36 protein-coding genes are annotated in these 22,155 nt (G+C 61.8%); all 36 read left to right on the top strand.

Annotated features, from left to right (window positions below; genetic code table 11):
* Positions 1 to 13 precede the first annotated feature (13 nt).
* Positions 14 to 2,110, top strand: coding sequence for an elongation factor G (gene fusA / locus BT122_RS02310; RefSeq protein WP_072354420.1), 2,097 nt, complete (start codon positions 14 to 16; stop codon positions 2,108 to 2,110).
* A 40-nt stretch (positions 2,111 to 2,150) separates the two neighbouring features.
* The gene (gene rpsJ, locus BT122_RS02305) at positions 2,151 to 2,459 is read left to right on the top strand and encodes a 30S ribosomal protein S10 (RefSeq protein ID WP_032110541.1); all 309 of its coding nucleotides are present in this window, start codon (positions 2,151 to 2,153) and stop codon (positions 2,457 to 2,459) included.
* A gap of 208 nt (positions 2,460 to 2,667) precedes the next feature.
* Entirely contained in the window at positions 2,668 to 3,291 is a 624-nt protein-coding gene (locus tag BT122_RS10680; protein WP_083432261.1) for a zinc-ribbon domain-containing protein, read from the top strand.
* A gap of 246 nt (positions 3,292 to 3,537) precedes the next feature.
* On the top strand, positions 3,538 to 4,158 hold the full coding sequence (gene rplC, locus BT122_RS02295) for a 50S ribosomal protein L3 (protein WP_032110655.1): 621 nt from the start codon (positions 3,538 to 3,540) through the stop codon (positions 4,156 to 4,158).
* A 45-nt stretch (positions 4,159 to 4,203) separates the two neighbouring features.
* On the top strand, positions 4,204 to 4,830 hold the full coding sequence (gene rplD, locus BT122_RS02290) for a 50S ribosomal protein L4 (RefSeq protein ID WP_072354419.1): 627 nt from the start codon (positions 4,204 to 4,206) through the stop codon (positions 4,828 to 4,830).
* Positions 4,830 to 5,135, top strand: a complete 306-nt coding sequence (rplW, locus tag BT122_RS02285) for a 50S ribosomal protein L23 (RefSeq protein ID WP_059052922.1) — start codon at positions 4,830 to 4,832, stop codon at positions 5,133 to 5,135. The genes rplD and rplW overlap by 1 nt, the downstream gene beginning before the upstream one ends.
* A gap of 135 nt (positions 5,136 to 5,270) precedes the next feature.
* Entirely contained in the window at positions 5,271 to 6,107 is an 837-nt protein-coding gene (rplB, locus tag BT122_RS02280) for a 50S ribosomal protein L2 (protein WP_072354418.1), read from the top strand.
* 29 nt (positions 6,108 to 6,136) lie between these two features.
* Positions 6,137 to 6,397 (top strand): 30S ribosomal protein S19, encoded by a 261-nt coding sequence (gene rpsS, locus BT122_RS02275; protein ID WP_032110536.1) that lies wholly within the window; start codon positions 6,137 to 6,139, stop codon positions 6,395 to 6,397.
* 13 nt (positions 6,398 to 6,410) lie between these two features.
* The gene (gene rplV, locus BT122_RS02270) at positions 6,411 to 6,770 is read left to right on the top strand and encodes a 50S ribosomal protein L22 (RefSeq protein ID WP_032110535.1); all 360 of its coding nucleotides are present in this window, start codon (positions 6,411 to 6,413) and stop codon (positions 6,768 to 6,770) included.
* 7 nt (positions 6,771 to 6,777) lie between these two features.
* Positions 6,778 to 7,488, top strand: coding sequence for a 30S ribosomal protein S3 (rpsC, locus tag BT122_RS02265; protein ID WP_072354417.1), 711 nt, complete (start codon positions 6,778 to 6,780; stop codon positions 7,486 to 7,488).
* Positions 7,488 to 7,913: a 50S ribosomal protein L16 gene (gene rplP, locus BT122_RS02260; protein ID WP_032110533.1), complete on the top strand. Its 426-nt coding sequence runs from the start codon at positions 7,488 to 7,490 to the stop codon at positions 7,911 to 7,913. Before rpsC ends, rplP begins: the two co-directional genes overlap by 1 nt.
* Before the next feature lie 5 nt (positions 7,914 to 7,918).
* Positions 7,919 to 8,134: a 50S ribosomal protein L29 gene (rpmC, locus tag BT122_RS02255; protein WP_032110532.1), complete on the top strand. Its 216-nt coding sequence runs from the start codon at positions 7,919 to 7,921 to the stop codon at positions 8,132 to 8,134.
* Between the two features lie 17 nt (positions 8,135 to 8,151).
* Positions 8,152 to 8,418 (top strand): 30S ribosomal protein S17, encoded by a 267-nt coding sequence (gene rpsQ / locus BT122_RS02250; RefSeq protein WP_032110531.1) that lies wholly within the window; start codon positions 8,152 to 8,154, stop codon positions 8,416 to 8,418.
* Between the two features lie 81 nt (positions 8,419 to 8,499).
* Positions 8,500 to 8,868: a 50S ribosomal protein L14 gene (gene rplN, locus BT122_RS02245; RefSeq protein ID WP_032110530.1), complete on the top strand. Its 369-nt coding sequence runs from the start codon at positions 8,500 to 8,502 to the stop codon at positions 8,866 to 8,868.
* A gap of 14 nt (positions 8,869 to 8,882) precedes the next feature.
* Positions 8,883 to 9,200, top strand: coding sequence for a 50S ribosomal protein L24 (rplX, locus tag BT122_RS02240; RefSeq protein ID WP_032110529.1), 318 nt, complete (start codon positions 8,883 to 8,885; stop codon positions 9,198 to 9,200).
* 102 nt (positions 9,201 to 9,302) lie between these two features.
* Positions 9,303 to 10,301, top strand: a complete 999-nt coding sequence (locus BT122_RS02235) for a D-2-hydroxyacid dehydrogenase (protein ID WP_072354416.1) — start codon at positions 9,303 to 9,305, stop codon at positions 10,299 to 10,301.
* Positions 10,302 to 10,414: 113 nt separating this feature from the next.
* The gene (locus BT122_RS02230) at positions 10,415 to 11,122 is read left to right on the top strand and encodes a zinc ribbon domain-containing protein (protein WP_072354415.1); all 708 of its coding nucleotides are present in this window, start codon (positions 10,415 to 10,417) and stop codon (positions 11,120 to 11,122) included.
* A gap of 271 nt (positions 11,123 to 11,393) precedes the next feature.
* A complete protein-coding gene (gene rplE / locus BT122_RS02225; RefSeq protein ID WP_072354414.1) occupies positions 11,394 to 11,954 on the top strand; it encodes a 50S ribosomal protein L5 in 561 nt (186 codons plus the stop codon).
* Between the two features lie 68 nt (positions 11,955 to 12,022).
* Positions 12,023 to 12,208 (top strand): type Z 30S ribosomal protein S14, encoded by a 186-nt coding sequence (locus BT122_RS02220; RefSeq protein WP_032110525.1) that lies wholly within the window; start codon positions 12,023 to 12,025, stop codon positions 12,206 to 12,208.
* An 87-nt stretch (positions 12,209 to 12,295) separates the two neighbouring features.
* Positions 12,296 to 12,694: a 30S ribosomal protein S8 gene (rpsH, locus tag BT122_RS02215; protein WP_032110524.1), complete on the top strand. Its 399-nt coding sequence runs from the start codon at positions 12,296 to 12,298 to the stop codon at positions 12,692 to 12,694.
* Positions 12,695 to 12,725: 31 nt separating this feature from the next.
* Positions 12,726 to 13,262 (top strand): 50S ribosomal protein L6, encoded by a 537-nt coding sequence (gene rplF / locus BT122_RS02210; RefSeq protein ID WP_059052934.1) that lies wholly within the window; start codon positions 12,726 to 12,728, stop codon positions 13,260 to 13,262.
* Positions 13,263 to 13,322: 60 nt separating this feature from the next.
* Positions 13,323 to 13,691, top strand: a complete 369-nt coding sequence (rplR, locus tag BT122_RS02205; protein ID WP_059052937.1) for a 50S ribosomal protein L18 — start codon at positions 13,323 to 13,325, stop codon at positions 13,689 to 13,691.
* Positions 13,692 to 13,700: 9 nt separating this feature from the next.
* Positions 13,701 to 14,222, top strand: coding sequence for a 30S ribosomal protein S5 (gene rpsE, locus BT122_RS02200; protein WP_059052939.1), 522 nt, complete (start codon positions 13,701 to 13,703; stop codon positions 14,220 to 14,222).
* 2 nt (positions 14,223 to 14,224) lie between these two features.
* Complete coding sequence (gene rpmD / locus BT122_RS02195) at positions 14,225 to 14,413, top strand: 50S ribosomal protein L30 (RefSeq protein WP_032110520.1); 189 nt, start codon at positions 14,225 to 14,227, stop codon at positions 14,411 to 14,413.
* An 11-nt stretch (positions 14,414 to 14,424) separates the two neighbouring features.
* Entirely contained in the window at positions 14,425 to 14,874 is a 450-nt protein-coding gene (gene rplO / locus BT122_RS02190; RefSeq protein WP_059052941.1) for a 50S ribosomal protein L15, read from the top strand.
* The gene (secY, locus tag BT122_RS02185) at positions 14,868 to 16,145 is read left to right on the top strand and encodes a preprotein translocase subunit SecY (protein ID WP_072354413.1); all 1,278 of its coding nucleotides are present in this window, start codon (positions 14,868 to 14,870) and stop codon (positions 16,143 to 16,145) included. The genes rplO and secY overlap by 7 nt, the downstream gene beginning before the upstream one ends.
* Before the next feature lie 60 nt (positions 16,146 to 16,205).
* Entirely contained in the window at positions 16,206 to 16,832 is a 627-nt protein-coding gene (locus tag BT122_RS02180; protein ID WP_072354412.1) for an adenylate kinase, read from the top strand.
* Positions 16,829 to 17,623: a type I methionyl aminopeptidase gene (gene map, locus BT122_RS02175; RefSeq protein WP_072354411.1), complete on the top strand. Its 795-nt coding sequence runs from the start codon at positions 16,829 to 16,831 to the stop codon at positions 17,621 to 17,623. The genes BT122_RS02180 and map overlap by 4 nt, the downstream gene beginning before the upstream one ends.
* A gap of 115 nt (positions 17,624 to 17,738) precedes the next feature.
* A complete protein-coding gene (gene infA, locus BT122_RS02170; protein ID WP_059052948.1) occupies positions 17,739 to 17,957 on the top strand; it encodes a translation initiation factor IF-1 in 219 nt (72 codons plus the stop codon).
* Positions 17,958 to 18,082: 125 nt separating this feature from the next.
* Positions 18,083 to 18,196 (top strand): 50S ribosomal protein L36, encoded by a 114-nt coding sequence (rpmJ, locus tag BT122_RS02165; protein WP_013252436.1) that lies wholly within the window; start codon positions 18,083 to 18,085, stop codon positions 18,194 to 18,196.
* A gap of 21 nt (positions 18,197 to 18,217) precedes the next feature.
* Positions 18,218 to 18,589 (top strand): 30S ribosomal protein S13, encoded by a 372-nt coding sequence (rpsM, locus tag BT122_RS02160; protein WP_059052950.1) that lies wholly within the window; start codon positions 18,218 to 18,220, stop codon positions 18,587 to 18,589.
* A 12-nt stretch (positions 18,590 to 18,601) separates the two neighbouring features.
* Complete coding sequence (rpsK, locus tag BT122_RS02155) at positions 18,602 to 19,003, top strand: 30S ribosomal protein S11 (RefSeq protein WP_059052952.1); 402 nt, start codon at positions 18,602 to 18,604, stop codon at positions 19,001 to 19,003.
* A gap of 18 nt (positions 19,004 to 19,021) precedes the next feature.
* The gene (gene rpsD, locus BT122_RS02150; protein ID WP_059052954.1) at positions 19,022 to 19,615 is read left to right on the top strand and encodes a 30S ribosomal protein S4; all 594 of its coding nucleotides are present in this window, start codon (positions 19,022 to 19,024) and stop codon (positions 19,613 to 19,615) included.
* Positions 19,616 to 19,639: 24 nt separating this feature from the next.
* Positions 19,640 to 20,581 carry a DNA-directed RNA polymerase subunit alpha gene (locus BT122_RS02145; RefSeq protein ID WP_059052956.1) on the top strand — a complete coding sequence of 314 codons (942 nt, stop codon included), beginning with the start codon at positions 19,640 to 19,642 and terminating at the stop codon, positions 20,579 to 20,581.
* Positions 20,582 to 20,614: 33 nt separating this feature from the next.
* Positions 20,615 to 21,115 carry a 50S ribosomal protein L17 gene (gene rplQ / locus BT122_RS02140; RefSeq protein WP_059052958.1) on the top strand — a complete coding sequence of 167 codons (501 nt, stop codon included), beginning with the start codon at positions 20,615 to 20,617 and terminating at the stop codon, positions 21,113 to 21,115.
* Positions 21,116 to 21,253: 138 nt separating this feature from the next.
* Entirely contained in the window at positions 21,254 to 22,126 is an 873-nt protein-coding gene (truA, locus tag BT122_RS02135; RefSeq protein ID WP_286130284.1) for a tRNA pseudouridine(38-40) synthase TruA, read from the top strand.
* Positions 22,127 to 22,155 lie beyond the last annotated feature (29 nt).

Below are 22,155 nucleotides of genomic sequence, written 5' to 3'. Positions count from 1 at the left end.
GGGGTAGCTGCATATGGCAAAGATGAAGTACAAGCTCGAAGACCTGCGAAACATCGGCATCATGGCCCACATCGATGCCGGCAAGACCACTACCACCGAGCGCATCCTCTACTACACCGGCAAGACCCACAAGATCGGCGAGGTCCACGACGGTGCAGCCACCATGGACTGGATGGTCCAGGAGCAGGAGCGCGGCGTGACCATCACCTCCGCGGCCACCACGTGCTTCTGGAAGGACCACGTCATCCAGATCATCGACACCCCGGGTCACGTGGACTTCACGGCCGAGGTCGAGCGCTGCCTGCGCGTCCTCGACGGCGCTGTCGCGGTGTTCGACGCCGTCGCCGGCGTTCAGCCGCAGTCCGAGACCGTCTGGCGCCAGGCCGCGAAGTACAACGTGCCTCGCATCGCCTTCATCAACAAGTTCGACCGCGTGGGCGCCGACTTCTTCCACGCTATCGACACCATGAAGGAGCGCCTCTCTGCTCCCGCCGTGGCTGCGCAGATCCCCATGGGCTCCGAGTCCAACTTCTGGGGTCTCGTCGACCTGGTCACCATGACCGCGTGGGACTTCAAGGAGGACGCCAAGGGCATGATCTACCCCGAGCCCATGGAGTCCATCCCCGAGGAGTTCGCTGACCTCGCCCAGGAGAAGCGCGAGGAGCTTCTCGACGCCGCCTCCAACTTCTCCGACGAGCTCATGGAGGCCGTCCTCGAGGAGAAGGACGTTCCCGTCGACCTCCTCAAGGCCGCCATCCGCAAGGGCGTCATCGCAAACGAGCTCAACCCCGTCTTCGTGGGCTCCGCCTACAAGAACAAGGGCATCCAGGAGCTTCTCGACGCCGTTGTCGACTACCTCCCCAGCCCGCTCGACGTTCCCGAGATCGACGGCAAGAACCTCAAGGGTGAGCCCGAGGTCCGTCACGCGGACCCCAAGGAGCCCTTCTCGGCCCTCGCCTTCAAGATCATGACCGACCCCTACGTGGGCAAGCTCACCTACATCCGCGTGTACTCCGGTCAGGCTGAGGCTGGCTCCTACGTCTACAACTCCGTCAAGGACTCCAAGGAGCGCCTGGGCCGCATCCTCGAGATGAACGCCAACGACCGCGTGGACCGCGAGGAGTGCTCCGCCGGCGACATCGTCGCCTGCGTCGGCCTCAAGAACACCCAGACCGGTGACACGCTCTGCGACGAGCACAAGCCCATCGTCCTCGAGTCCATCAAGTTCGCCGACCCCGTCATCGACGTCGCCGTCGAGCCCAAGACCAAGGCCGAGCAGGAGAAGATGTCCGTTGGTCTCGCCAAGCTGGCCGAGGAGGACCCGACCTTCCGCGTCCACACCGACCAGGAGACCGGCCAGACCATCATCGCCGGCATGGGCGAGCTTCACCTCGAGATCATCGTCGACCGCCTGCGCCGCGAGTTCAAGGTCGACTGCAACGTGGGCAAGCCCCAGGTCGCCTACCGCGAGACCGCCGGTCACGCCGTCCAGCACGCAGAGGGCAAGTTCGTCCGCCAGTCCGGTGGCCGCGGCCAGTATGGTCACGCGATCATCGACATGGAGCCCAACGAGGAGGGCAAGGGCTACGAGTTCGTCAACGCTATCGTCGGCGGCGTCGTGCCCAAGGAGTACATTCCCTCGATCGACAAGGGCATCCAGGAGGCGCTCGAGAGCGGCGTCATCGCCGGCTACCCCGTCGTCGACATCAAGGTGACCCTCGTCGATGGCTCCTACCACGAGGTCGACTCCTCCGAGGCCGCTTTCAAGATTGCTGGCTCCATGGCAATCAAGGACGCTCTCAAGAAGTCCGACCCGGTCCTGCTCGAGCCCATCGAAGAGGTCGAGGTCGAGACCCCCGAGCAGTACATGGGCGACGTCATGGGCAACCTGTCCTCTCGCCGCGGCAAGATCGAGGGCATGGAGGACCGCAAGGACACCAAGGTCATTCGCGCCAAGGTGCCCCTGGGCGAGATGTTTGGCTACGCTACCGACCTCCGTTCTCAGACGCAGGGTCGCGCGAGCTACACCATGCAGTTCAGCGCTTACGAGCCCGTTCCGAAGGCCGTCCGCGACGAGATTGTCGCCAAGGCCGGCGGCACCGCTTCCTAGTTAACGACCACGAGCGATAGCTCATTTACGGAGGTTTACAGTGTCAAGCCAGAAGATTAGGATTCGCCTCAAGGGCTACGATCACGAGGTCGTCGACCAGTCCGCTAAGCTCATCGTGGACACCGCTCAGAAGACCGGCGCCCGTGTTTCCGGCCCCATCCCCCTGCCCACCGAGCGCAACCTCTACACGGTCATCCGCTCGCCGCACAAGGACAAGGACTCCCGCGAGCAGTTCGAGATGCTCACCCACAAGCGTCTCATCGACATTCTCGACCCCAGCAGCTCCACCGTCGACTCGCTCATGCGTCTCGACCTTCCTGCGGGCGTGGACATCGAGATCAAGCTCTAGTCCGAGCGCTCAGAGGTATTGCCAAGGGCTCCGTCTCCTCTCGAGACGGGGCCCTTTTTTTCCGCGGGATTGAGTTCCCCGGCAGTGGGATTCCGTTGCCCGGCAGTGGGATTCCATTGCCCGGCAATGGGATTCCGTTCCCCGGCAACTCAATCCCGTGGCGATATGGGTACTATTGAGACTATTGGCTGTGAGGCTAGGGGGTTGTATGTTCTGTCCTCAGTGTGGAAAGAAGCTTGCCGGTACCGAGAAGTTCTGCCCCAACTGTGGCTTTGACCTCTCGGTACCTGTTAGGGATGCAGCTACCCCCAAGTCGGCTCCCATTGAGCCGGCGCCACAGGCGGCCACTATGCCTCCGGCGCCCTCGCAGGCCACCAAAGCCGTTACGCCAGCCGAGCTTGTCACGCTTACGGCGGCACTCCTCATGGGCATTGCCGCGTTCCTGCCGTTCCTCGTTGTCTCTGGAATGAGCTACGACTACTCCGTAGCCCTGACGGATGCCCCCGATGGCGCGGTTCTCGTCCTGCTCGCCATTGTCACCGCCGTCCTGCCTATGCTGCGGCGCCGTACGGCATCGCTCGTTCTTTCCTCAATTACCACGGCATTCTCGCTCTTCGAGATCTGCACGGTGGGCCTTATGCTGCTTGGCTCTACGTCCACGGCGTACTACGTCACCTTGGGCGCGGGCTTCTGCTTGCTGATTCTCGGCATTGTTATGGGTGTGTTTTCGATCGTTCTTCTCGCCCGCGACATTGTTCACGAGAAGCGCGAACACCAGGGTGTCATGGGCTCGTTCATCCCTGCCAACGGAGGCGTTCCCCGTCAGTTGTAAGACGAGAAATCCAAGCGCCTACCCATGGATACGCCCGACGGCGCGGAATGTGAATCCCCAGCTCCTGGGGCCAAAAAAATCTGCGAAGACATTGTGAATGCCCAGTCCTGCGTGTAAACTAGACAGGCTGCACAAAGGGGAGAGGTGTGTCTCGCCCCCGTGTGCTGCTTCTACAGGACGTGGTCCGCTGGGGAGGGCAGAGGAGCTGCCCAATCGTCCCATGACCACCGAAGGTAAGGAATGAGCATGGTCAGCACGATCCTTGGCCGCAAGCTCGGAATGACGCAGGTGTGGGATGAGGACGACAACGTCGTCCCCGTCACCGTCATCCAGGCTGGCCCCTGCACCGTCTCGCAGGTGAAGACGAAGGCGACCGACGGCTACGACGCCGTCCAGATCGGCTTCGGAGACATCAAGTCCAAGCACGTCAACAAGCCCATGGCCGGTCACTTTGCCGCCCACGGCGTCGAGCCCATGCGCTATCTGCGCGAGGTTCGCGTCGAGAACGGCGAGGAGCACCACACCGGCGACGTCGTGACCGTCGCCGACTTCGCGGACGTCAAGTCCGTCGACGTCATTGGCACCTCCAAGGGCAAGGGTTTCCAGGGCACCGTCAAGCGCTGGAACTTCTCCCGCGGCCCCATGACCCACGGCTGCCGTAACCAGCGTAAGCCTGGCTCCATTGGCCAGTGCGCCTACCCCGCCCGCGTCCGCAAGGGCCTGCACATGTACGGCCACATGGGCGACGAGCGCGTCACCGTCAAGAACCTCAAGCTCGTCCGCGTCGATGCTGAGCAGAACCTCATGCTCATCAAGGGCGCCGTGCCCGGTGGCAAGAACGCCCTGGTCCAGGTCCGCATGGCCTAGGGGCCCACGCGAGTAGGCACACACTTAGGCTAACAAGGAGGACTCATGTCCAAGTACGACATCAAGAACGTCGAGGGACAGGCGGCCGGCCAGGCCGACCTCTCCGACGACGCCTTCGGCATCGAGCCGAACATCCCGGTCATCCATCAGGTTGTGGTCTGCCAGGACGCCTGCCTGCGTCAGGGCACCCACTCCACCAAGAACCGTCACGAGGTCTCCGGCGGCGGCCGCAAGCCTTGGCGCCAGAAGGGCACCGGTCGTGCCCGCCAGGGTTCCATCCGTGCTGCCCAGTGGACCGGCGGCGGCGTTGTCTTTGGCCCCACCCCGCGTGACCACTCCAAGCGCATCAACAAGAAGATGGTCAAGCTCGCCATGAGGTCCGTGCTCTCCGGCAAGGTCGCCGATTCCGAGCTCGTCCTCGTTGATGCCCTCTCCTTCGAGAAGCCCTCGACCAAGCAGGCCAAGGCCGTTCTCGATGCCCTGGGCGTCTCGGGCAAGCGTGTCACCGTGGTCATCCCCGATGACGACGTCAACAGCTACCTCTCCTTCCGCAACCTGGAGAAGGTCAACTGCATCGCCGTCTCCGAGGCCAACACCCGCAACCTCATCGACAACGGTGCCCTCGTCATGACCACCGACATCGCGAAGCAGCTCGAGGAGGTGCTTGCATAATGCAGTCCGCATACGACGTCATCATCCGCCCCGTGGTCTCCGAGCGTTCTTACGACCTCATGGAGCAGGGCAAGTACACCTTCGAGGTTGCCAAGAAGGCCCCCAAGGAGGAGATCGCCGAGGCCGTTGAGAAGCTCTTCAACGTCCACGTGGTCAAGGTCAACACCATCAACGTGCGCGGCAAGGCCAAGCGCGTCCGCTACCAGGTTGGCATGACCCGCAGCTGGAAGAAGGCCATCGTGACGCTCGCCCCCGGTGAGCAGATTGAGATCTTCGCTACCCAGCAGCAGGCCGACGCCGAGTAGCAATCCTGCCCGGCCCCTTCGGGGGTCCGGGCTCTTATGCCGCGCATGATGGATACGCGCGGTACCGTGGTAATCCGGTGTCACCCCGCCAATCCCTGAGCAGGGTGGCCAACGGAAACAGAAGGGAAAGAAGTAATGGCAGTCAAGCACCTCAAGCCTACGAGCGCTGGCAGGCGCTTCCAGACGGTCTCGGACTTCTCCGAGATTACCGCCTCCAAGCCCGAGAAGTCGCTCACTGAGCCGCTACGCAAGAAGGGTGGCCGCAACAACAACGGCCGCGTCACCGTCCGTCACCAGGGCGGCGGCAACAAGCGCATGTATCGTCGCATCGACTTCAAGCGTCTGAAGGACGACGTGCCGGCCAAGGTCGCGACCATCGAGTACGACCCGAACCGCTCCGCTCGCATCGCGCTTCTCCACTATGTCGATGGAGCCAAGGCCTACATCCTCGCTCCCGAGGGCCTCAAGGTCGGCGACACCGTCATCTCCGGCAAGTCTGGCGTGGACATCAAGCCCGGCAACTGCATGCCGCTCTCCGAGATCCCCGTTGGTACGCTTGTCCACAACGTGGAGTTCCAGCCCGGTAAGGGCGCGGCCATGGCCCGCTCCGCCGGCACCTCGGTCCAGCTCATGGGCAAGGACAACGGCTACGCGATCCTGCGCCTCCCGTCCTCCGAGCTTCGCCGCGTGCTCCTCACCTGCCGTGCCACCATCGGTGAGGTTGGTAACGCTGAGCACTCCAACATCGTCATCGGCAAGGCCGGTCGTCACCGTTGGGCCGGCGTCCGTCCCACCGTCCGTGGTACGGTCATGAACCCTGTCGACCACCCGCACGGCGGCGGCGAGGGCAAGAACCACACCTCTGGCCGTCCTTCCGTGACGCCCTGGGGCAAGCCCACCAAGGGTTACAAGACGCGCGACCCGAAGAAGGCCTCCAACAGGCTCATCATCCGTCGTCGCAAGTCCAAGTAACGGTACACGAGTAGTAGGAGAAAGAAAGCATGAGCAGAAGTCTCAAGAAGGGTCCGTTCGTGGAGACTCGCCTCCTCGCGCGTGTCACCGCTATGAACGAGGCTGGCAAGAAGGACGTCATCAAGACCTGGTCCCGCTCCTCCACCATCTACCCGGAGATGGTCGGCCACACGATCGCGGTTCACGATGGTCGCAAGCACGTTCCCGTGTACATCACCGAGTCCATGGTCGGTCACAAGCTGGGCGAGTTCGCTCCCACCCGCACCTTCCGTGGCCACAAGGCTAACTAGGGGGTAAGCTCGAATGGCTAACACCGATTCCAACGAGGTCAGGGCCGTCGCACGTTACGTGCGCATCGCCCCGCGCAAGGCTCGCGCCGTCGTGGACCTCATCCGCAACAAGCCCGTCGACAAGGCCCTCGAGATCCTGCAGTTCACCAAGCGTGCGGCTGCATATGACGTCTCGAAGGTTCTGCGTTCCGCCATCGCCAACGCCGAGAACAACAACGGCCTGCGCGGCGACGACCTGTACGTGAAGGCCTGCTACGTCGACGAGGGCCCTACGCTCAAGCGCATCCGTCCTCGCGCCAAGGGTTCCGCTTCGCGCATCAACAAGCGCACGAGCCACATCACCGTCATCGTCGCTCCTCGAAAGGAGGCGTAGGGAAAGCATGGGTCAGAAGGTTCAGCCTACAGGCTTCCGTCTCGGCATCACCGAGGACTGGCGTTCCCGTTGGTACGCCGATAAGAACTACGCCGAGAAGCTCGGCAATGATCTCGAGATTCGTAAGTTCCTCGAGAAGCGCCTCGAGAAGGCAGCCCTTTCCCGCGTCGACATCGAGCGCGCTGGCGACAAGGTGAAGGTCACCCTGTACACCGCCCGTCCGGGCATCGTGATTGGCAAGAAGGGCGCCGAGATCGACGTCCTGCGTTCCGAGCTTGAGAAGGTCGCCAAGGTCGGCAAGGGCCAGGTCGCCGTCGACGTTATCGAGGTAAAGCGCCCCGAGCTCGACGCCAACCTCGTCGCTCAGTCGATCGCCGAGCAGCTCGAGCAGCGCGTTGCCTTCCGTCGTGCCATGCGCAAGGCGGTCCAGTCCGCCCGCAAGGCTGGTGCCAAGGGCATCCGTATCCAGTGCTCCGGCCGCCTGAACGGCGCCGAGATGGGCCGTCGCGAGTGGTACCGCGAGGGCCGCGTGCCTCTGCACACCCTGCGTGCCGTCATCGACTACGGCACCTCAACCGCCCGCACCACCATGGGTGCTTGCGGCATCAAGGTTTGGATCTATCAGGGCGAGAAGCTGCCTGGCCAGCCCAAGCCCACGCCGGCTCTCGAGGGCTCTTCTCGTCCCCGTCGCGCCCGCAATGAGAGGAGGAGCCGTTAATGCTCGCACCTAAGCGCGTTCTTCACCGCAAGGTCCAGCGCGGTTCCATGAAGGGCCACGCCAAGGGCAACACTAAGCTCTACTTTGGCGACTACGGCCTGAGGGCCGAGGAGGCTCACTGGATCACCAACCGCCAGATCGAGGCCGCTCGTGTCGCCATCACCCGTGAGATGAAGCGTGGCGGCAAGATCTGGATCACCATCTTCCCGGACAAGCCCATCACCAAGAAGCCGGCAGAGACCCGCATGGGTTCCGGCAAGGGCAACCCCGAGGAGTGGGTGGCCGTCGTGAAGCCGGGCCGCATCATGTTCGAGATCGCTGGTGTCGACGAGGCTACCGCCAAGGAGGCCCTGCGTCTCGCCCAGCACAAGCTGCCCATCAAGACCAAGATCGTCACCCGCGCCGACCAGGACGGGGAGGAATAGTCACCATGAAGTACAAGGACATCCAGGCCCTCTCGGACGAGGAGCTTGCCAAGAAGCTGGACGACAGCAGGGCCGAGCTCTTCAACCTCCGTTTTCAGATGGCCACCAGCCAGCTGGACAACACCGCTCGCGTCAAGCTCGTGAAGCGCGACATCGCTCGCGTCCAGACCGAGATTCGCGCCCGTCAGATCGCCGCGGAGAAGTCCGCTGCACAGAAGTAGCAGGAGAGAGATAAGACATGGCAGAGACCGAAAGCAGGAACGCGCGTAAGGTTCGCACCGGAACCGTCGTCTCGCTCTCCGGCGACAAGACTGTGACGGTGAAGATCAGCTACCGCAAGCACCACCCCAAGTACGGCAAGATGATGACCATCTCCAAGAAGCTCCACTGCCACGACGAGAATAACGAGTGTGGCCTGGGCGACACGGTGAAGGTCATGGAGACCCGCCCGCTGTCCAAGACCAAGCGTTGGCGCGTCGTCGAGATTGTCGAGAAGGCCAAGTAAGTAGCGAACACCCAGGATTCCCCATGTGCGCCGCTCGCGTGGGCGCACCTCTGGTGGGATATAGGTTCGGAGGAACATCACATGATTCAGATGGAGACCATGCTCAACGTCGCTGACAACAGCGGCGCCAGGCGCGTCAAGTGCGTCAAGGTCCTCGGTGGCTCCAAGCGCCGCTACGCTGGCCTCGGTGACGTCATCATCGGCGCGGTCCAGGAGGCAACTCCCGGTTCCGGCGTCAAGAAGGGCGACATCGTGCGCTGCGTCATCGTGCGCACCAAGAAGGAGGCCCGCCGCAAGGACGGCAGCTACATCCGCTTCGACCAGAACGCCTGCGTCCTGGTCGACAAGGAGGGCGAGCCCAAGGGCACGCGTATCTTCGGGCCCGTCGCCCGCGAGCTGCGCGATCGCAAGTACATGAAGATCGTCTCGCTCGCACCCGAGACGCTGTAAGGAGGCCTGGACACATGCCTAAGATGAACGTGAGGAAGGGCGACAAGGTCGAGGTCATCACCGGCAAGGACAAGGGCAAGCAGGGAGAGGTTCTGCGTGCCATGCCGAAGGATTCCAAGGTCATTGTCGATGGCGCTGCGATTGTGAAGCGCCACACCAAGCCTAACGCCATGAACCAGCAGGGCGGTATCATCGAGAAGCCCGCTCCCATCCACGTCTCTAACGTCATGCTCGTTTGCCCCGTCTGCGGCAAGCGCACGCGCGTTGGTCATGACGTCGATGACAATGGTCGCAGGGTTCGCGTCTGCAAGAAGTGCGGCGCGAAGTTCTAAGCCATTGCGCTAGGACATGCACTAGTCTCGAACCCGGCTGTCGCGCTTGCGACGGCCGGGTTCGTTTGTATTCGCCCGCAAGCGAGGAATTGGGGAGACCCCATGTCATCTGTAGAGAACGTGCTGGTAAAGATTCCTGTAACAGAGGAACAGGCTGCTGCGATGATGGCGACAATGCCATCGGCGACATTTGACTTTGCGGCACCGGTAGGTGACACGAGCCGTCTCCCCAGGACCCCAAAGCTCGACATCTACCGAGAGCGGGTGTCCCAGGCGGACGTTATTCTCGGCAACGTGGCGCCGGCGCTCATCGAGGCATCGCCACGCCTCCAGTGGATTCAGCTTGGCTCGGCTGGGTATGAGGCATACCTCGCGCCTGGCGTGCTCGCCCCTTCGACCATCGTGACAAACGGCACTGGAGCCTATGGTCCGGCCGTCGCCGAGCACTCTTTTGCCATGCTCCTCTCGCTCATGAAGCGTCTGCCTGCTTACCGGGACGACCAACGTGCCCACGCATGGTCGGACGAGGGGATGGTTTCGACCCTGGCTGGCGCACGAGTCCTGGTTCTTGGCGCGGGGGATATCGGCCTCTGCTTCGCCCGCCTCTGCTCGGCAGTTGGAGCCGCATGCGTAGGCATGAGACGGCACGTGTCGAGCAACCTAACACCTGAGTATGCGAAAGCCTTCGAGCGAGTGGCGAGCATGGGAGATCTTTCGCAGGAGCTGCCAAAGGCAGACGTCGTCGCCAGCTTCCTCCCCAGCTCAGCTGAGACGCGTGGCCTTGTGAGCGCTGGATTTCTCGCCAGCATGAAACCGGGCGCGTACCTGGTGAATGCCGGACGCGGCGACCTCATTGATCAGACGGCTCTGCGTGCTGCACTGGAGGAGGGGAGGCTTGCGGGAGCGGCGTTAGACGTCACGATGCCCGAGCCGCTTCCTGCCAATGATCAACTGTGGGATACGCCCAACCTCATAATTACTCCCCACGTCGCGGGCTTCTGGCATCTTCACTCAACCCTCGAGCGCGTTGTTTCCCTTGCGACGGATAACCTTGGTCGCTTTGCTAGGGGAGAGGGTCTCAGGAACCTCGTTCGCGGCTAGACGCTCATTTCCTGTACTAGTATGGGTACACCCCAAGGGGGACCCGTGCCCCACCTCTTCACGGGGTGCGCAGATATCGGGCGTCATGCGCCCGATCAACTGAAGGGAGCACCATGTACGGATACGGATATGGCTACAACACACCTGCCTTTGGCATTGGCGCCTCGGCAGGCATCTTCGTCACCCTGCTCGTCATTGCGTTCATCGCAGCAATAGTCCTGGCTGTCGCGGGATATCGCAAGTACGTGGACGATGGTGACCAGCAGCATTTCAGCCTCAAGGACAGCAGCACCTGGGGGCCGTTCTTTCGCTTTGACAAGCTTGTCATCGACAAGATTCTGAAGGCGCTCTATCTCTTCTGCGCCATCTTCACCGCCTTCTTCTTCCTGGCGATTGTCCTTGCAAGTCTGGCTAACGGAATCGCTGCGTTTCTTGTCTCGCTCATTATGTGCGCGATTCTCTGCCTCATTACCGAACTCATCGAGCGTGTTACGTTTGAGTCGGTGATGCTGAGCGTCATCATCACGCGCAACACTACAGACATCAAGGGCATTCTGAGCAACCGTCCCGCTACCCAGCTGCCTCCTTCTGGTCCTGCGCCGGTGCCTCCAGCACAGCCCGTCGCGCCCGCAGAGCCGGCTGTGGAGGTACCCGCTTCTGAAACGCCAGCGCCCGAGGCGCCCAATCCGGAGTCCCCTGCGCCAGAGCCGCCCGCAGAGAGTGGGCCTGCGCCCAGCGCTCCGTCCTTCTGCCCGGAGTGCGGAACGGCAATACAGCCGGGTTCCCACTTCTGCCCCGAGTGCGGCAAGAGGCTCGGCTAGGCGCAATTGCGCGGATCATCTGCTAGGCAGGCCCCTTCTCGCCCAGTCGAGAGGGGGCTTCTCGTGTTGATACTGAGGAGAATTTCTCGCCTGCAAAAGCGACCAACAAGAGGGCTGGCACAAAAAAGCAGGAAACACTATTATTTGACCTTGCGTCGCTAGGCAGGGATTATGCTGTCTCGCGGTGTAGGAAATGGCTCCTGGGAATGCCAGCCCAGGGGGTGCGAGAAAGAAACCCCGCACGTAAACCACCAAGATCTAAGGAGTGAACATGGCAGAAGAGAAGTACGTGCCCCGCCTCAAGCAGAAGTACTACGACGAGGTCCGCGACGAGCTGCAGAAGCAGTTCAACTACGGCAACGTCATGCAGATCCCTCGCTTTGAGAAGATCGTCGTGAACATGGGCGTTGGCGAGGCCGCAACCGACTCCAAGGCAATCGACGGCGCTGTTGCCGACCTGCGTGCCATCACCGGCCAGCAGCCGCTCGTCACGCACGCCCGCAAGTCCATCGCAACCTTCCACCTGCGCGCCGGCCAGGCCATTGGCGCCAAGGTCACCCTTCGCGGCGACCGCATGTGGGAGTTCCTCGACCGCCTCATCGCCGTCGCTATCCCGCGTATCCGCGACTTCCGTGGCCTCTCTCCCAAGAGCTTCGACGGCCGCGGCAACTACTCCATGGGCGTCACCGAGCAGCTGATCTTCCCCGAGATTGACTTCGACAAGATCGACCGCACGCGCGGCATGGACATTACCATCGTGACCACCGCTCCCACCGACGAGGAGGGCAAGGCGCTTCTCGACGCCTTCCACTTCCCGTTCAAGGCGGAGTAGGCCAAATATCGCAATGACCTCGCCCGGGAAAGTCCCGGGCGGTCAAGATGCACTATGAAGGAGGATTTGTGGCTAAGACATCGATGATCGTCAAGGCGAACCGCGAGCCGAAGTTCTCGACGCGCAAGCAGAACCGCTGCCAGCGTTGTGGGCGTCCCCACTCCGTCTATCGCAAGTTCGGGCTCTGCCGCGTGTGCTTCCGCGAGCTGGCGAGCAAGGGCGAGCTTCCTGGCGTCCGCAAGGCAAGCTGGTAGGGCGCAGGGCTCTGGCGTCCAGGCGCCCACGCCATGGGTTTGGGCGAACCGGACACGCAGTTTCATCATGACGAAGGAGAAGGATCAATGAAGATTACCGATCCCATTTCAGACATGCTGACGCGCATCCGCAACGCGAACTCAGCGGGCAAGGCCGAGGTTTCCATGCCTTCGACCAAGGTGCTCGTTGAGATTGCCCGCGTCATCAAGGAGGAGGGCTACATCGAGGGCTACGAGGTGGAGGACACCAAGCCCCAGAAGACCCTTCACATCACTCTTAAGTACGGCAACAGGCGTGCCCGCGTCATCCGCGGCATCCGTCGCATCTCCAAGCCGGGCCTTCGCATCTACTCCCAGGCGGATAAGCTTCCCCGCGTCCTGGGTGGCCTCGGCACTGCCGTTATCTCTACTTCCAAGGGCATGATGTGCGACCGCGACGCCCGCAAGCTCGGCGTCGGCGGCGAGGTCATCGCCTACATCTGGTAAAACTCCCGCTGAATCAAGATAGGAGGAGACAATGTCTCGTATTGGTAAGAAGCCTGTCCAGATTCCGGCTGGAGTCACGGTGACCATCGACGGCACTACCGTCTCGGCCAAGGGCAGCAAGGGTGAGCTCACCCGCACCTTCTCTGAGCTTGTGAGCATCGCCCTGGACGGTGACGTCCTCACGGTCTCCCGCGTTGACGAGTCCAAGGAGTCCAACGCTCAGCAGGGCCTCGTCCGCACCCTCATCCACAACATGGTCGTGGGCGTCTCCGAGGGCTTCGAGAAGAAGCTCGAGCTCACGGGCGTTGGCTACCGCGCCGCACTCAAGGGCAAGGACCTCGACCTCTCCCTTGGCTATTCTCACCCCGTCATCTTCGCCTGCCCCGATAACATCTCATTCGAGGTGCCCGACAACACCCACATCACGGTGAAGGGAATCTCCAAGGAGCAGGTTGGCCAGGTTGCCGCTGAGATCCGCGAGAAGCGTCCGCCCGAGCCATACAAGGGCAAGGGTATCCACTACGAGGGCGAGCACATCCGTCGCAAGCTCGGCAAGGCCGCCAAGTAGTAATAGGACCAGGCACAAGACCATCACCCCGTCAGGTGATGGCGTGACTAAGGAGAAGGAATGAACAAGTATCAGAAGAAGGCAGCTGGCCTCGCGCGTCGCAAGCGTCGCGTCCGCGCCAAGATCTTCGGTACCCCAGAGCGTCCCCGTCTCTGCGTGCACCGCACCAACGCCAACATCTACGCGCAGGTCATCGATGACACCGAGGGCAAGACCCTGTGCTCTGCCTCTACCCTCGACCCCGAGTTCCGCGCAACCGGAAAGGTGGGCTCCAACAAGGAGGCCGCCGCATTCGTGGGCGAGCTCGTTGGCAAGCGCGCCATCGAGAAGGGCATCACCACGGTGAGGTTCGACCGTGGCGGCCGTATCTATCACGGCCGTGTCCAGGCTCTGGCAGACGGTGCCCGCAGCGCGGGCCTGAAGTTCTAGGAGGATTCAATGGCACGTGATCGTAAGCGCCAGCAGGACACGGATCTTCAGGAGCGCGTCGTCTACATCCACCGCGTCTCCAAGACCGTCAAGGGCGGCCGTCGCATGTCCCTCGTGGCTCTCGTCGTCGTGGGTGACGGCAAGGGCAACGTAGGCCTCGGCATGGGCCGTTCCACTGAGGTGCCCCTGGCAATCCAGAAGGGCGTCGAGGACGCCAAGAAAAACATGTTCAAGGTTCCCGTCACCGCCGAGGGCAGCGTCCCCCACACGGTCGAGGGTCACTACGGCGCCGGCCGCGTTCTCATCAAGCCGGCTATCGAGGGTACCGGTGTCATCGCCGGCGGCCCTGTCCGCCCGCTCTTCGAGCTCGCTGGCATCACCAACGTTCTCTCCAAGTCCCTGGGCACCGACAACGCCATGAACATCATCAAGGCTGCTGCCGAGGGCCTGAAGGAGCTCTCCAGCCCCCAGGAGACCGCCGAGCGCCGTGGCATCACCGTCTCCGAGATGTTCGTCGGGAAGGAGAACTAGCGATGGCAGAGAAGAAACTCACCGTCACCCTCGTCCGCAGCGCCGTGACGCAGGTGAAGAAGGACCAGACGGCCACCTGCCGTGCCATGGGCCTTCGCAAGATTGGCGACGTCGCCGTCCTGCCCGACAACCCCAGCGTCCGAGGCATGATCTTCAAGGTCAAGCACCTCGTGACCGTTGAAGAGAACTAGGAGTCACCCAAATGCAGCTCAATGATCTGCGCCCCGCAGAGGGTTCCAGGAAGAACCGCAAGCGCATTGGCCGCGGCAACTCTTCCGGCCACGGCACCACCGCTGGTCGCGGCACCAAGGGCCAGCTCTCCCGCTCTGGCGGCGGCAAGGGCGCCGGCTTCGAGGGCGGCCAGCAGCCGCTCGCCATGCGTCTTCCTAAGCTCCCCGGCTTCAGGAACCCCAACCGCGTCGAGTATGCGCCCGTGAACGTTGCCCGTCTCCAGGAGGTCTTCGAGGACGGCGACACCGTCGACGCCGACTCCCTGGTTGCCAAGGGCGTCATCAAGCGCGCCTATGTTCCCGTGAAGGTCCTCGGTGACGGCGAGCTCACCAAGAAGCTCACTGTCAAGGTGGACAAGGTTTCCGCCTCGGCCAAGACCAAGATTGAGGCGGCCGGAGGAAAGGTCGAGCCGGCGTGCTAAACGGAATCGCCAACGCTTTCCGAGTGCCGGAACTGAGGAAGAAGATTCTCCTCACAGTGGGGATCCTCGTCCTCTACCGCTTCGGTGCGTACCTTCCCGTGCCTGGAGCTCCGTTCCAGGAGATGCTGAGCGCTTATGCCGCCGGCGTCTCCTCGAGCGGTGCCATGGCGGTGCTCAACCTGTTCTCGGGCGGCGCCCTTTCGCGCATGTCCGTCTTCAGCTTGGGCATCATGCCCTACATCACTGCCCAGATCATCCTTCAGATGTTCCAGGCAGTGGTGCCCTCGCTGGGAGAGCTTGCCAAGGAGGGAGAGTCGGGTCAGCGTAAGATTACGCAGTACACCCGTTACCTCACCATTGGCCTTGCACTTCTCAACGCCATCGCCTATCTCTTTTACTTCAAGAGCTTTGGCGTGTCGTTCTCCCAGATGGGGATTCCCGAGGCACTCGAGAACGTCATCGTGGTCTTCACGATGCTTGTGGGCGCAGTGATCATCATGTGGCTGGGCGAGGTCATCACCCAGCGCGGCGTTGGCAACGGCATGTCTCTCATAATCTTCGCGAACATCATGTCTGGCCTGCCCTCGGCGCTCATCTCCTCGGTGACCACCAACGGCAACGCCCTGCTCACGATCATCACGCTCATCGTGATCATCGCGATCGTACCTCTCATCGTGTATGTGGAGCGCGGCCAGCGCCGCATTCCCGTGCAGTACGCAAAGCGCGTGGTGGGCCGCAGGGTCATGGGTGGGCAGAACACCTACCTGCCCATCAAGGTCAACACGGCTGGCGTCGTCCCCATCATCTTCGCCTCTGCCGTGCTGTACTTCCCGGCCCAGATCGCCGTGTTCTTCCCTGGTGTGGGCTGGATCCAGGCAGTTGCAAATGCCCTTTCCTCGGGCTGGCTCAACTGGGTTCTTTCGGTTGTTCTCATTGTGTTCTTCGCTTACTTCTACACCTCGATGGTCTTCAACCCCGAGGAGACAGCTGACCAGCTTCGCAAGCAGGGCGGCTATATTCCCGGCGTAAGGCCAGGGGCTGCGACGGCAGCGTACATCAAGAGTACGATCGACCACGTTACGCTTCCCGGTGCGCTCTTCATGGCAGTCCTTGCTGTGGTGCCCACCATCATCTTCTGGTTCACTAACGACACACTCATCCAGTCGTTTGGCGGGACCTCGGTGCTCATCATGGTTGGCGTGGCCATGGACACCATCGCGTCGCTCGAGAGCCAACTCAAGATGCACAACTACGAGGGCTTCTTTAAGTAGGCAATCTGTTGCGCTGGGTGCCGGCCGTGGGGCCGGCACCTTTTTCGAAGGGGGATGCACATGAACATCGTTCTGCTCGGTGCCCCGGGAGCTGGTAAGGGCACACAGGCACAGAAGCTCGTCGAGGAGTTTGGCCTTGCCCATATCTCCACGGGTGACCTCCTGCGCGCGGCCGTCAAGGCTCAGTCGGAGCTTGGTCTTCAGGCCAAGGCCTACATGGACGCTGGCAAGCTCGTTCCCGATCAGCTTGTAATTAACCTTGTCAAGGAGCGTCTTCAGGCCGACGACGCCAAGGCGGGTTTCATCCTTGATGGGTTCCCCCGCAATACCGCTCAGGCTGTAACGCTCGACTCCGAGCTTGCTGCCATGGAGCGCAACCTTGACGCGGCGCTTCTTGTCGATGTCAAGCCCGACGTCATTGTTAAGCGCCTGAGCTCGCGTCGTACCTGCCGCTCCTGTGGCTACACTGCTCCTGCTGGCGTTGACGTTTGCCCGCGCTGCGGCGGCGAGATGTATCAGCGCGACGACGACAAGCCTGAGACCATCCAGAAGCGCCTGGATGTGTACCAGACCCAGACTGCCCCGCTCATCGAGTACTATCGCGGTCACTCGATTCTCAAGGAGGTTGATGGAGACAGGCCGGTCGACGAGGTCTATGCCGACGTGCGCGCGCTCCTCACCGCATGATTCACATCAAGAACTCAGAGCAGATTGAACAGATGAAGGCCGCCGGGGCTGTGTCCAAGGCGGCCCTTCGTCGTGCCGGGGAGATGGTTCGTCCCGGCATTACCACCCGAGAGATCGATCAGGTGGTTGAGAGCTACATTCGTCTCCATGGCGCTACCCCAACGTTTAAGGGATACAGTGGCTTTCCCGCCAGCATCTGCTCTTCTGTGAACGAGCAGATCGTCCATGGCATCCCTTCTCCTGCTGTTGCTCTCAAAGATGGCGACATCATCTCGATCGATACGGGCGCCACGCTTGGCGGCTGGGTGGGGGACAACGCCTGGACGTTCTACGTTGGCAATGTGTCGGACGAGGTAAAGGGTCTTTGCGAGGTTACTCGCGACTGCCTCAAGGCGGGTATCGAACAGGCTGTTCCCGGCAATCGCCTGGGTGATGTCGGCGCAGCCATTCAGGAGCTTGCCGAGTCGCATGGGTACGGCGTGGTGCGCGACTACGTTGGTCATGGCGTGGGCCACGTTATGCACGAGGACCCCAACGTCCCCAACTACGGTAAGCGCGGCCGAGGCGTTCGTCTCCAGGTTGGCATGGTCATCGCCATTGAGCCCATGATCACCCTGGGCTCCTATGACTCGCATACCCTTTCGAACGGTTGGACCGTTGTTACCAATGACAACCTTCCTGCCGCTCACTATGAGAACACCATTGCCATCACGAAGGATGGTCCAGTCATCCTCACTGCCGACGAGATTGGACCTTGGTGCAGCATGCAGGGTGGCGAGAGGGACGCCTAGCGCCCTTCTCGCAGATAAAATGCGTCCACGTTGTGCGATTTAAGTGCAACGTGGACGTTTGTGAGGATTTTAGGTAAGATATTTGGTCGCTGTCACAGCGTTGAGAGGGTTGAATTTGAGCAAACAGGATGCAATCGAGCTTGAGGGCAAGGTTATCGAGCCGCTGCCTAACGCCATGTTCAACGTCGAGCTTGAGAACGGTAAGACCATCCTCTGCACCATCTCGGGGAAGATTCGGATGAACTACATCAGGATTCTTCCTGGAGATAAGGTCGTGGTGGAGATTTCGCCGTATGACCTCACGAGGGGTCGCATCACCTACCGTTACAAGTAGGCGCTGCGCACAACGGTTGGTTATTCACGCCTGCGGCTGGGCGATGAGATAGAGTGCCGGGCAGCACCACCTGCCAGGCCAGATGTACTACCAGTACAGGTACTGTCTACTGGAAGGAAAGACACATGAAGGTACGTCCTTCGGTCAAGAAGATGTGCGACAAGTGCAAGATCATTCGTCGCCACGGCAAGGTATACGTAATCTGCGAGAACCCGCGCCACAAGCAGCGTCAGGGCTAGATAACTGAGAGGAGACTCACGTTGGCCCGTATTAATGGCGTCGACCTTCCGCGTGATAAGCGTGTCGAGGTCGGACTTACCTACCTTTACGGCATCGGCCAGACCACCGCAACCAAGATTTGCGCGGCTACCGGTGTTGACCCCTCCACTCGCGTCAAGGACCTGACGGAGGACGAGGTCACCAAGATTCGTGACTACATCGATGCTAACTACACCACCGAGGGCGACCTTCGCCGCGAGGTGAGGCAGAACATTGCCCGTCTGATGGAGATTGGCTGCTACCGTGGCCTTCGCCACCGCAAGGGCCTCCCCGTTCGCGGTCAGCGCACCCACACCAACGCTCGTACCCGCAAGGGCAAGAAGCGTCAGATCGGTGCAAAGAAGAAGGCGTAAGGGGATAACACAATGCCGCAGAAGAAGAATGCCCGTACCACCCGCGTGCGCCGTTCTGAGCGCAAGAACATCGCGGTTGGCCAGGCTCACATCAAGAGCACCTTCAACAACACCATCGTCTCCATCACCGACCCCCAGGGCAACGTGATTTCCTGGCAGTCGGGCGGCACCGTTGGTTTCAAGGGCTCCCGTAAGTCCACGCCGTTCGCGGCGCAGCTTGCTGCCGAGGCCGCGGCTAAGGCAGCCATGGAGCACGGTCTGCACAAGGTCTCCGTGTTCGTCAAGGGCCCCGGTTCCGGCCGCGAGACGGCCATCCGCTCCCTCCAGGCTGCTGGCCTCGAGGTTTCGGGCATCCAGGACAAGACCCCCATTCCGCACAACGGTTGCCGTCCGTGCAAGCGTCGTCGCGTGTAGCTAGGAAGGACACCACTAATGGCAGTTGACAGGACGCCTGTCCTTAAGCGGTGCCGTCAGCTCGGCATCGATCCCGTTGTTATGGGAATCAACAAGGAATCTCACCGTCAGCCCAAGCAGCGCCGCCGCCAGGAGAGCGAGTACGGTACGCAGCTCCGCGAGAAGCAGAAGGCCAAGTTCATCTATGGCGTTCTCGAGAAGCAGTTCCGTAGCTATTACAAGCTGGCTCTCAAGCGCGAGGGCATCACGGGCGACAACCTCATGACCATCCTCGAGTCAAGGCTCGACAACGTCGTGTTTCGTCTTGGCTTTGCCCGCACCCGCAAGGAGGCCCGTCAGACCGTTCTCCACGGCCACATCACCGTGAACGGCCACCGCGTGGACATTCCCTCCTACCAGGTGAAGGCTGGCGACGTCGTCGCCGTGGCCCCCAAGGCCAAGGACCTTCTCCCCATCAAGGAGGCCCTCATCTCCTCCGAGCACATGGCTGTGCCGGCCTGGCTTGAGGTCGACATCGAGAAGCTCCAGGGCACCGTCCTTCAGCTTCCCAGCCGTGACCAGATCGATCTCGACATCGACGCCCAGCTCATCGTCGAGCTCTACTCCAAGTAAGCCCGACACAGTTTGGAGGTAGCAATGTCCGAGTTCATCCGGCCTACTGTGTCGGTAGAAGAGATCAGCGACAACCTCGCACGCGTGAGCGCAGAGCCACTCGAGCGTGGTTATGGTGACACGCTGGGTAACTCCCTGCGTCGCGTGCTGCTGTCCTCCCTCGAGGGCGCAGCCGTCGAGGCCATCCAGATCGATGGCGTGCAGCACGAGTTCACCACCGTGCCGGGTGTTTACGAGGACGTCACCGATATCGTCCTCAACGTGAAGGGCCTTGTGTTCCGTTCCATGGGCACCGGCGAGGAGGCAACCGCCTCCATCAACGTCGACGGTCCCATGACGGTCACCGGCGGGGACTTCGATATCCCCGCGGAGTTCACGCTTGTGAACCCCGACCACGTGATCTGCACCCTTGGCGCCGACGCGCACCTCTCCATGAAGATGCGCATTGGCATTGGCCGCGGTTACGTCTCTGGTGATGACAACGAGCGCGAGAGCGACCCCATCGGCATCATTCACGTGGATTCGCTCTACTCGCCCGTGCGCCGCTGCGCAAAGTCCGTCGAGCCCTGCCGCGTTGGTCGCCACACCGACTACGACCGCCTGCTGCTCGAGGTGGAGACCAACGGCTCCATTAGCCCGCGTGACGCCATCGTCGAGGCCGCCAATATCATCAACCAGCACATGACGGCCTTCATGGGCCTCGCGGACGTCGATGAGCCCCAGGAGGACGAGTCGATCTTCGCAACGGGCGCCGAGGAGGACAACGCCGAGCTCGACAAGCAGATTGAGGACCTGGACCTCTCCGTCCGCTCCTACAACTGCCTGAAGCGCGCCGGCATCCACTCCGTGCGTCAGCTCGTGGAGTTCTCCGAGAACGACCTTCTCAACATCCGCAACTTTGGCGTCAAGTCCATCGAGGAAGTCAAGGACAAGCTCGAGTCCATGGGACTTTCCCTCAAGGCTTAGGCCGCCGCTCGCATCGCATAGGAGAAGCTAGACATGAGGCACAACAAGAAGAGGGGCATGAAGCTTGGCACCGATGCCAGCCACACCAAGGCCATGAAGAAGAGCCTGGTCTCTGCCCTGCTTGCCAATGATCGTATCAAGACCCTTGAGCCGCGCGCCAAGGCCATTCGTCCGGACGTGGACAAGGTCATCACCTGGGCTAAGAAGGGCGACCTGCACTCTCGCCGTCTTGCCATCGCAAAGGTTGGCGACAAGGAGATTGTCCGCGAGGTCTTCGAGAAGGCCGCTCAGGGCATGTGGGCTGACCGCAACGGCGGCTACACCCGCATCATGAAGCTTGGTCCCCGCAAGGGTGACGGCGCAGAGGTCGTCATCATGGAGCTCGTGACCGAGGCCGTCACGCCCAAGACCAAGGCTGAGCCCAAGGCTACTGTGACCAAGGTTGCTGCGGCGCCTTCCGAGGAGCCCAAGGCCGAGGAGGCCCCTGCTGAGGAGCCGACCGCCGAGGCTGAGACCGAGGAGAAGGCCGAGTAGGTCATCCCCTCCAGAAGGTCCAAGCACTCACTGGGGCCCCAGCCAAACGGCTGGGGCCCTTTCTTGTGCGTAGGGTCCTCGGCCCTCGTGGTAAGCTCCATGCGTCGTAAACTTTTGTCAAAAGAAAGCTCACACCACATGCCAGAAGCTCCAAACGGTCCCATGCCCATCCACCGTCCAAGCCGCACCGAGCGAGATGTGCCCTTGGTTGAGGGAGTTCCTGCTTCGGGTACGCTTGTGCTCTGTGTGGGATACCGCGGGGCGGACTTTGCTGGCTTTGCCGAGCAGCCCGCCATGCGAACGGTTGCCGGCGAGCTGCGGCGCGCGCTCTCGACAGTCCTACGTCGCGATGTGGAGCTTGTTTGTGCTGGACGGACAGACTCCGGCGTTCATGCACTCTCGCAGTACGTGAGCATTCCCGTGAGCGAGGGGGAGCTGAACCTTGCTGGCCGAACGCTCTCGCGCTCGCTTGTGGCGCTTACCCCGGACGACATCTCCATCCGGGGGCTCTATCGCGGTGATGCGCTCTTCTCGGCGCGCTTTGACGCTACCTCGCGCTCATATCGCTACCGCATTGCTACCGGCGATGCGCGGCCTGTGCTCGCCTGGGATCACGCATGGTGGTACCGCGGAGACCTGGACGTGGATGATATGCAGGCCGGAGCCACCTGCCTGGTTGGGGAGCACGACTTCAAGAGCTTCTGCAAGGCGACCTCGGCAGAGGGCAAGCCCACGAGCCGCTATCTCGAGCGCGTGAAGGTATCGCGCGTGGTGGAGGCCGGGGAGCCCCTCGTGGCGATAGACGTTACGGGCAACGCATTCCTCCACAACATGGTTCGCACCATCGCTGGCACCCTTGTTGAGGTGGGCAGAGGACACAGGGCCCCCTCTTGGGTGGAGAAGGTCCTTGCAGCACAAGATAGAGCTGCTGCGGGGCCATGCGCTCCGGCGCAGGGCCTCACGTTTGTCGGGGTAGAATACTCCGACGGACTTCTCGCGCCCTGGGCCTAACCCAGTGCCTGTTGTGTTGGAGGATATGC

The organism is Olsenella sp. kh2p3 (assembly GCA_900119625.1).
Lineage (GTDB): Bacteria > Actinomycetota > Coriobacteriia > Coriobacteriales > Atopobiaceae > Tractidigestivibacter.
Note: the sequence above shows the minus strand (reverse complement) of the source record. Positions and strands in the feature narration are given on the sequence as shown.

Bases quoted from the DNA above. Each gene is read 5' to 3' on its own strand.
- rplN (WP_032110530.1), top strand. From the start codon at position 8,500: ATGATTCAGATGGAGACCATGCTCAACGTCGCTGACAACAGCGGCGCC.
- rplB (WP_072354418.1), top strand. From the start codon at position 5,271: ATGGCAGTCAAGCACCTCAAGCCTACGAGCGCTGGCAGGCGCTTCCAG.
- rplP (WP_032110533.1), top strand. From the start codon at position 7,488: ATGCTCGCACCTAAGCGCGTTCTTCACCGCAAGGTCCAGCGCGGTTCC.
- rpsD (WP_059052954.1), top strand. From the start codon at position 19,022: ATGGCAGTTGACAGGACGCCTGTCCTTAAGCGGTGCCGTCAGCTCGGC.
- map (WP_072354411.1), top strand. From the start codon at position 16,829: ATGATTCACATCAAGAACTCAGAGCAGATTGAACAGATGAAGGCCGCC.
- rplE (WP_072354414.1), top strand. From the start codon at position 11,394: ATGGCAGAAGAGAAGTACGTGCCCCGCCTCAAGCAGAAGTACTACGAC.
- rplV (WP_032110535.1), top strand. From the start codon at position 6,411: ATGGCTAACACCGATTCCAACGAGGTCAGGGCCGTCGCACGTTACGTG.
- BT122_RS02145 (WP_059052956.1), top strand. From the start codon at position 19,640: ATGTCCGAGTTCATCCGGCCTACTGTGTCGGTAGAAGAGATCAGCGAC.
- rpsS (WP_032110536.1), top strand. From the start codon at position 6,137: ATGAGCAGAAGTCTCAAGAAGGGTCCGTTCGTGGAGACTCGCCTCCTC.
- rpsE (WP_059052939.1), top strand. From the start codon at position 13,701: ATGGCACGTGATCGTAAGCGCCAGCAGGACACGGATCTTCAGGAGCGC.
- BT122_RS02180 (WP_072354412.1), top strand. From the start codon at position 16,206: ATGAACATCGTTCTGCTCGGTGCCCCGGGAGCTGGTAAGGGCACACAG.
- rpmC (WP_032110532.1), top strand. From the start codon at position 7,919: ATGAAGTACAAGGACATCCAGGCCCTCTCGGACGAGGAGCTTGCCAAG.
- rpsQ (WP_032110531.1), top strand. From the start codon at position 8,152: ATGGCAGAGACCGAAAGCAGGAACGCGCGTAAGGTTCGCACCGGAACC.
- rplQ (WP_059052958.1), top strand. From the start codon at position 20,615: ATGAGGCACAACAAGAAGAGGGGCATGAAGCTTGGCACCGATGCCAGC.
- rplO (WP_059052941.1), top strand. From the start codon at position 14,425: ATGCAGCTCAATGATCTGCGCCCCGCAGAGGGTTCCAGGAAGAACCGC.
- rplW (WP_059052922.1), top strand. From the start codon at position 4,830: ATGCAGTCCGCATACGACGTCATCATCCGCCCCGTGGTCTCCGAGCGT.
- rplR (WP_059052937.1), top strand. From the start codon at position 13,323: ATGAACAAGTATCAGAAGAAGGCAGCTGGCCTCGCGCGTCGCAAGCGT.
- BT122_RS10680 (WP_083432261.1), top strand. From the start codon at position 2,668: ATGTTCTGTCCTCAGTGTGGAAAGAAGCTTGCCGGTACCGAGAAGTTC.
- rpmD (WP_032110520.1), top strand. From the start codon at position 14,225: ATGGCAGAGAAGAAACTCACCGTCACCCTCGTCCGCAGCGCCGTGACG.
- BT122_RS02230 (WP_072354415.1), top strand. From the start codon at position 10,415: ATGTACGGATACGGATATGGCTACAACACACCTGCCTTTGGCATTGGC.
- rpmJ (WP_013252436.1), top strand. From the start codon at position 18,083: ATGAAGGTACGTCCTTCGGTCAAGAAGATGTGCGACAAGTGCAAGATC.
- rplC (WP_032110655.1), top strand. From the start codon at position 3,538: ATGGTCAGCACGATCCTTGGCCGCAAGCTCGGAATGACGCAGGTGTGG.
- rpsK (WP_059052952.1), top strand. From the start codon at position 18,602: ATGCCGCAGAAGAAGAATGCCCGTACCACCCGCGTGCGCCGTTCTGAG.
- truA (WP_286130284.1), top strand. From the start codon at position 21,254: ATGCCAGAAGCTCCAAACGGTCCCATGCCCATCCACCGTCCAAGCCGC.
- rplF (WP_059052934.1), top strand. From the start codon at position 12,726: ATGTCTCGTATTGGTAAGAAGCCTGTCCAGATTCCGGCTGGAGTCACG.
- rplD (WP_072354419.1), top strand. From the start codon at position 4,204: ATGTCCAAGTACGACATCAAGAACGTCGAGGGACAGGCGGCCGGCCAG.
- rplX (WP_032110529.1), top strand. From the start codon at position 8,883: ATGCCTAAGATGAACGTGAGGAAGGGCGACAAGGTCGAGGTCATCACC.
- rpsC (WP_072354417.1), top strand. From the start codon at position 6,778: ATGGGTCAGAAGGTTCAGCCTACAGGCTTCCGTCTCGGCATCACCGAG.
- rpsH (WP_032110524.1), top strand. From the start codon at position 12,296: ATGAAGATTACCGATCCCATTTCAGACATGCTGACGCGCATCCGCAAC.
- fusA (WP_072354420.1), top strand. From the start codon at position 14: ATGGCAAAGATGAAGTACAAGCTCGAAGACCTGCGAAACATCGGCATC.
- BT122_RS02235 (WP_072354416.1), top strand. From the start codon at position 9,303: ATGTCATCTGTAGAGAACGTGCTGGTAAAGATTCCTGTAACAGAGGAA.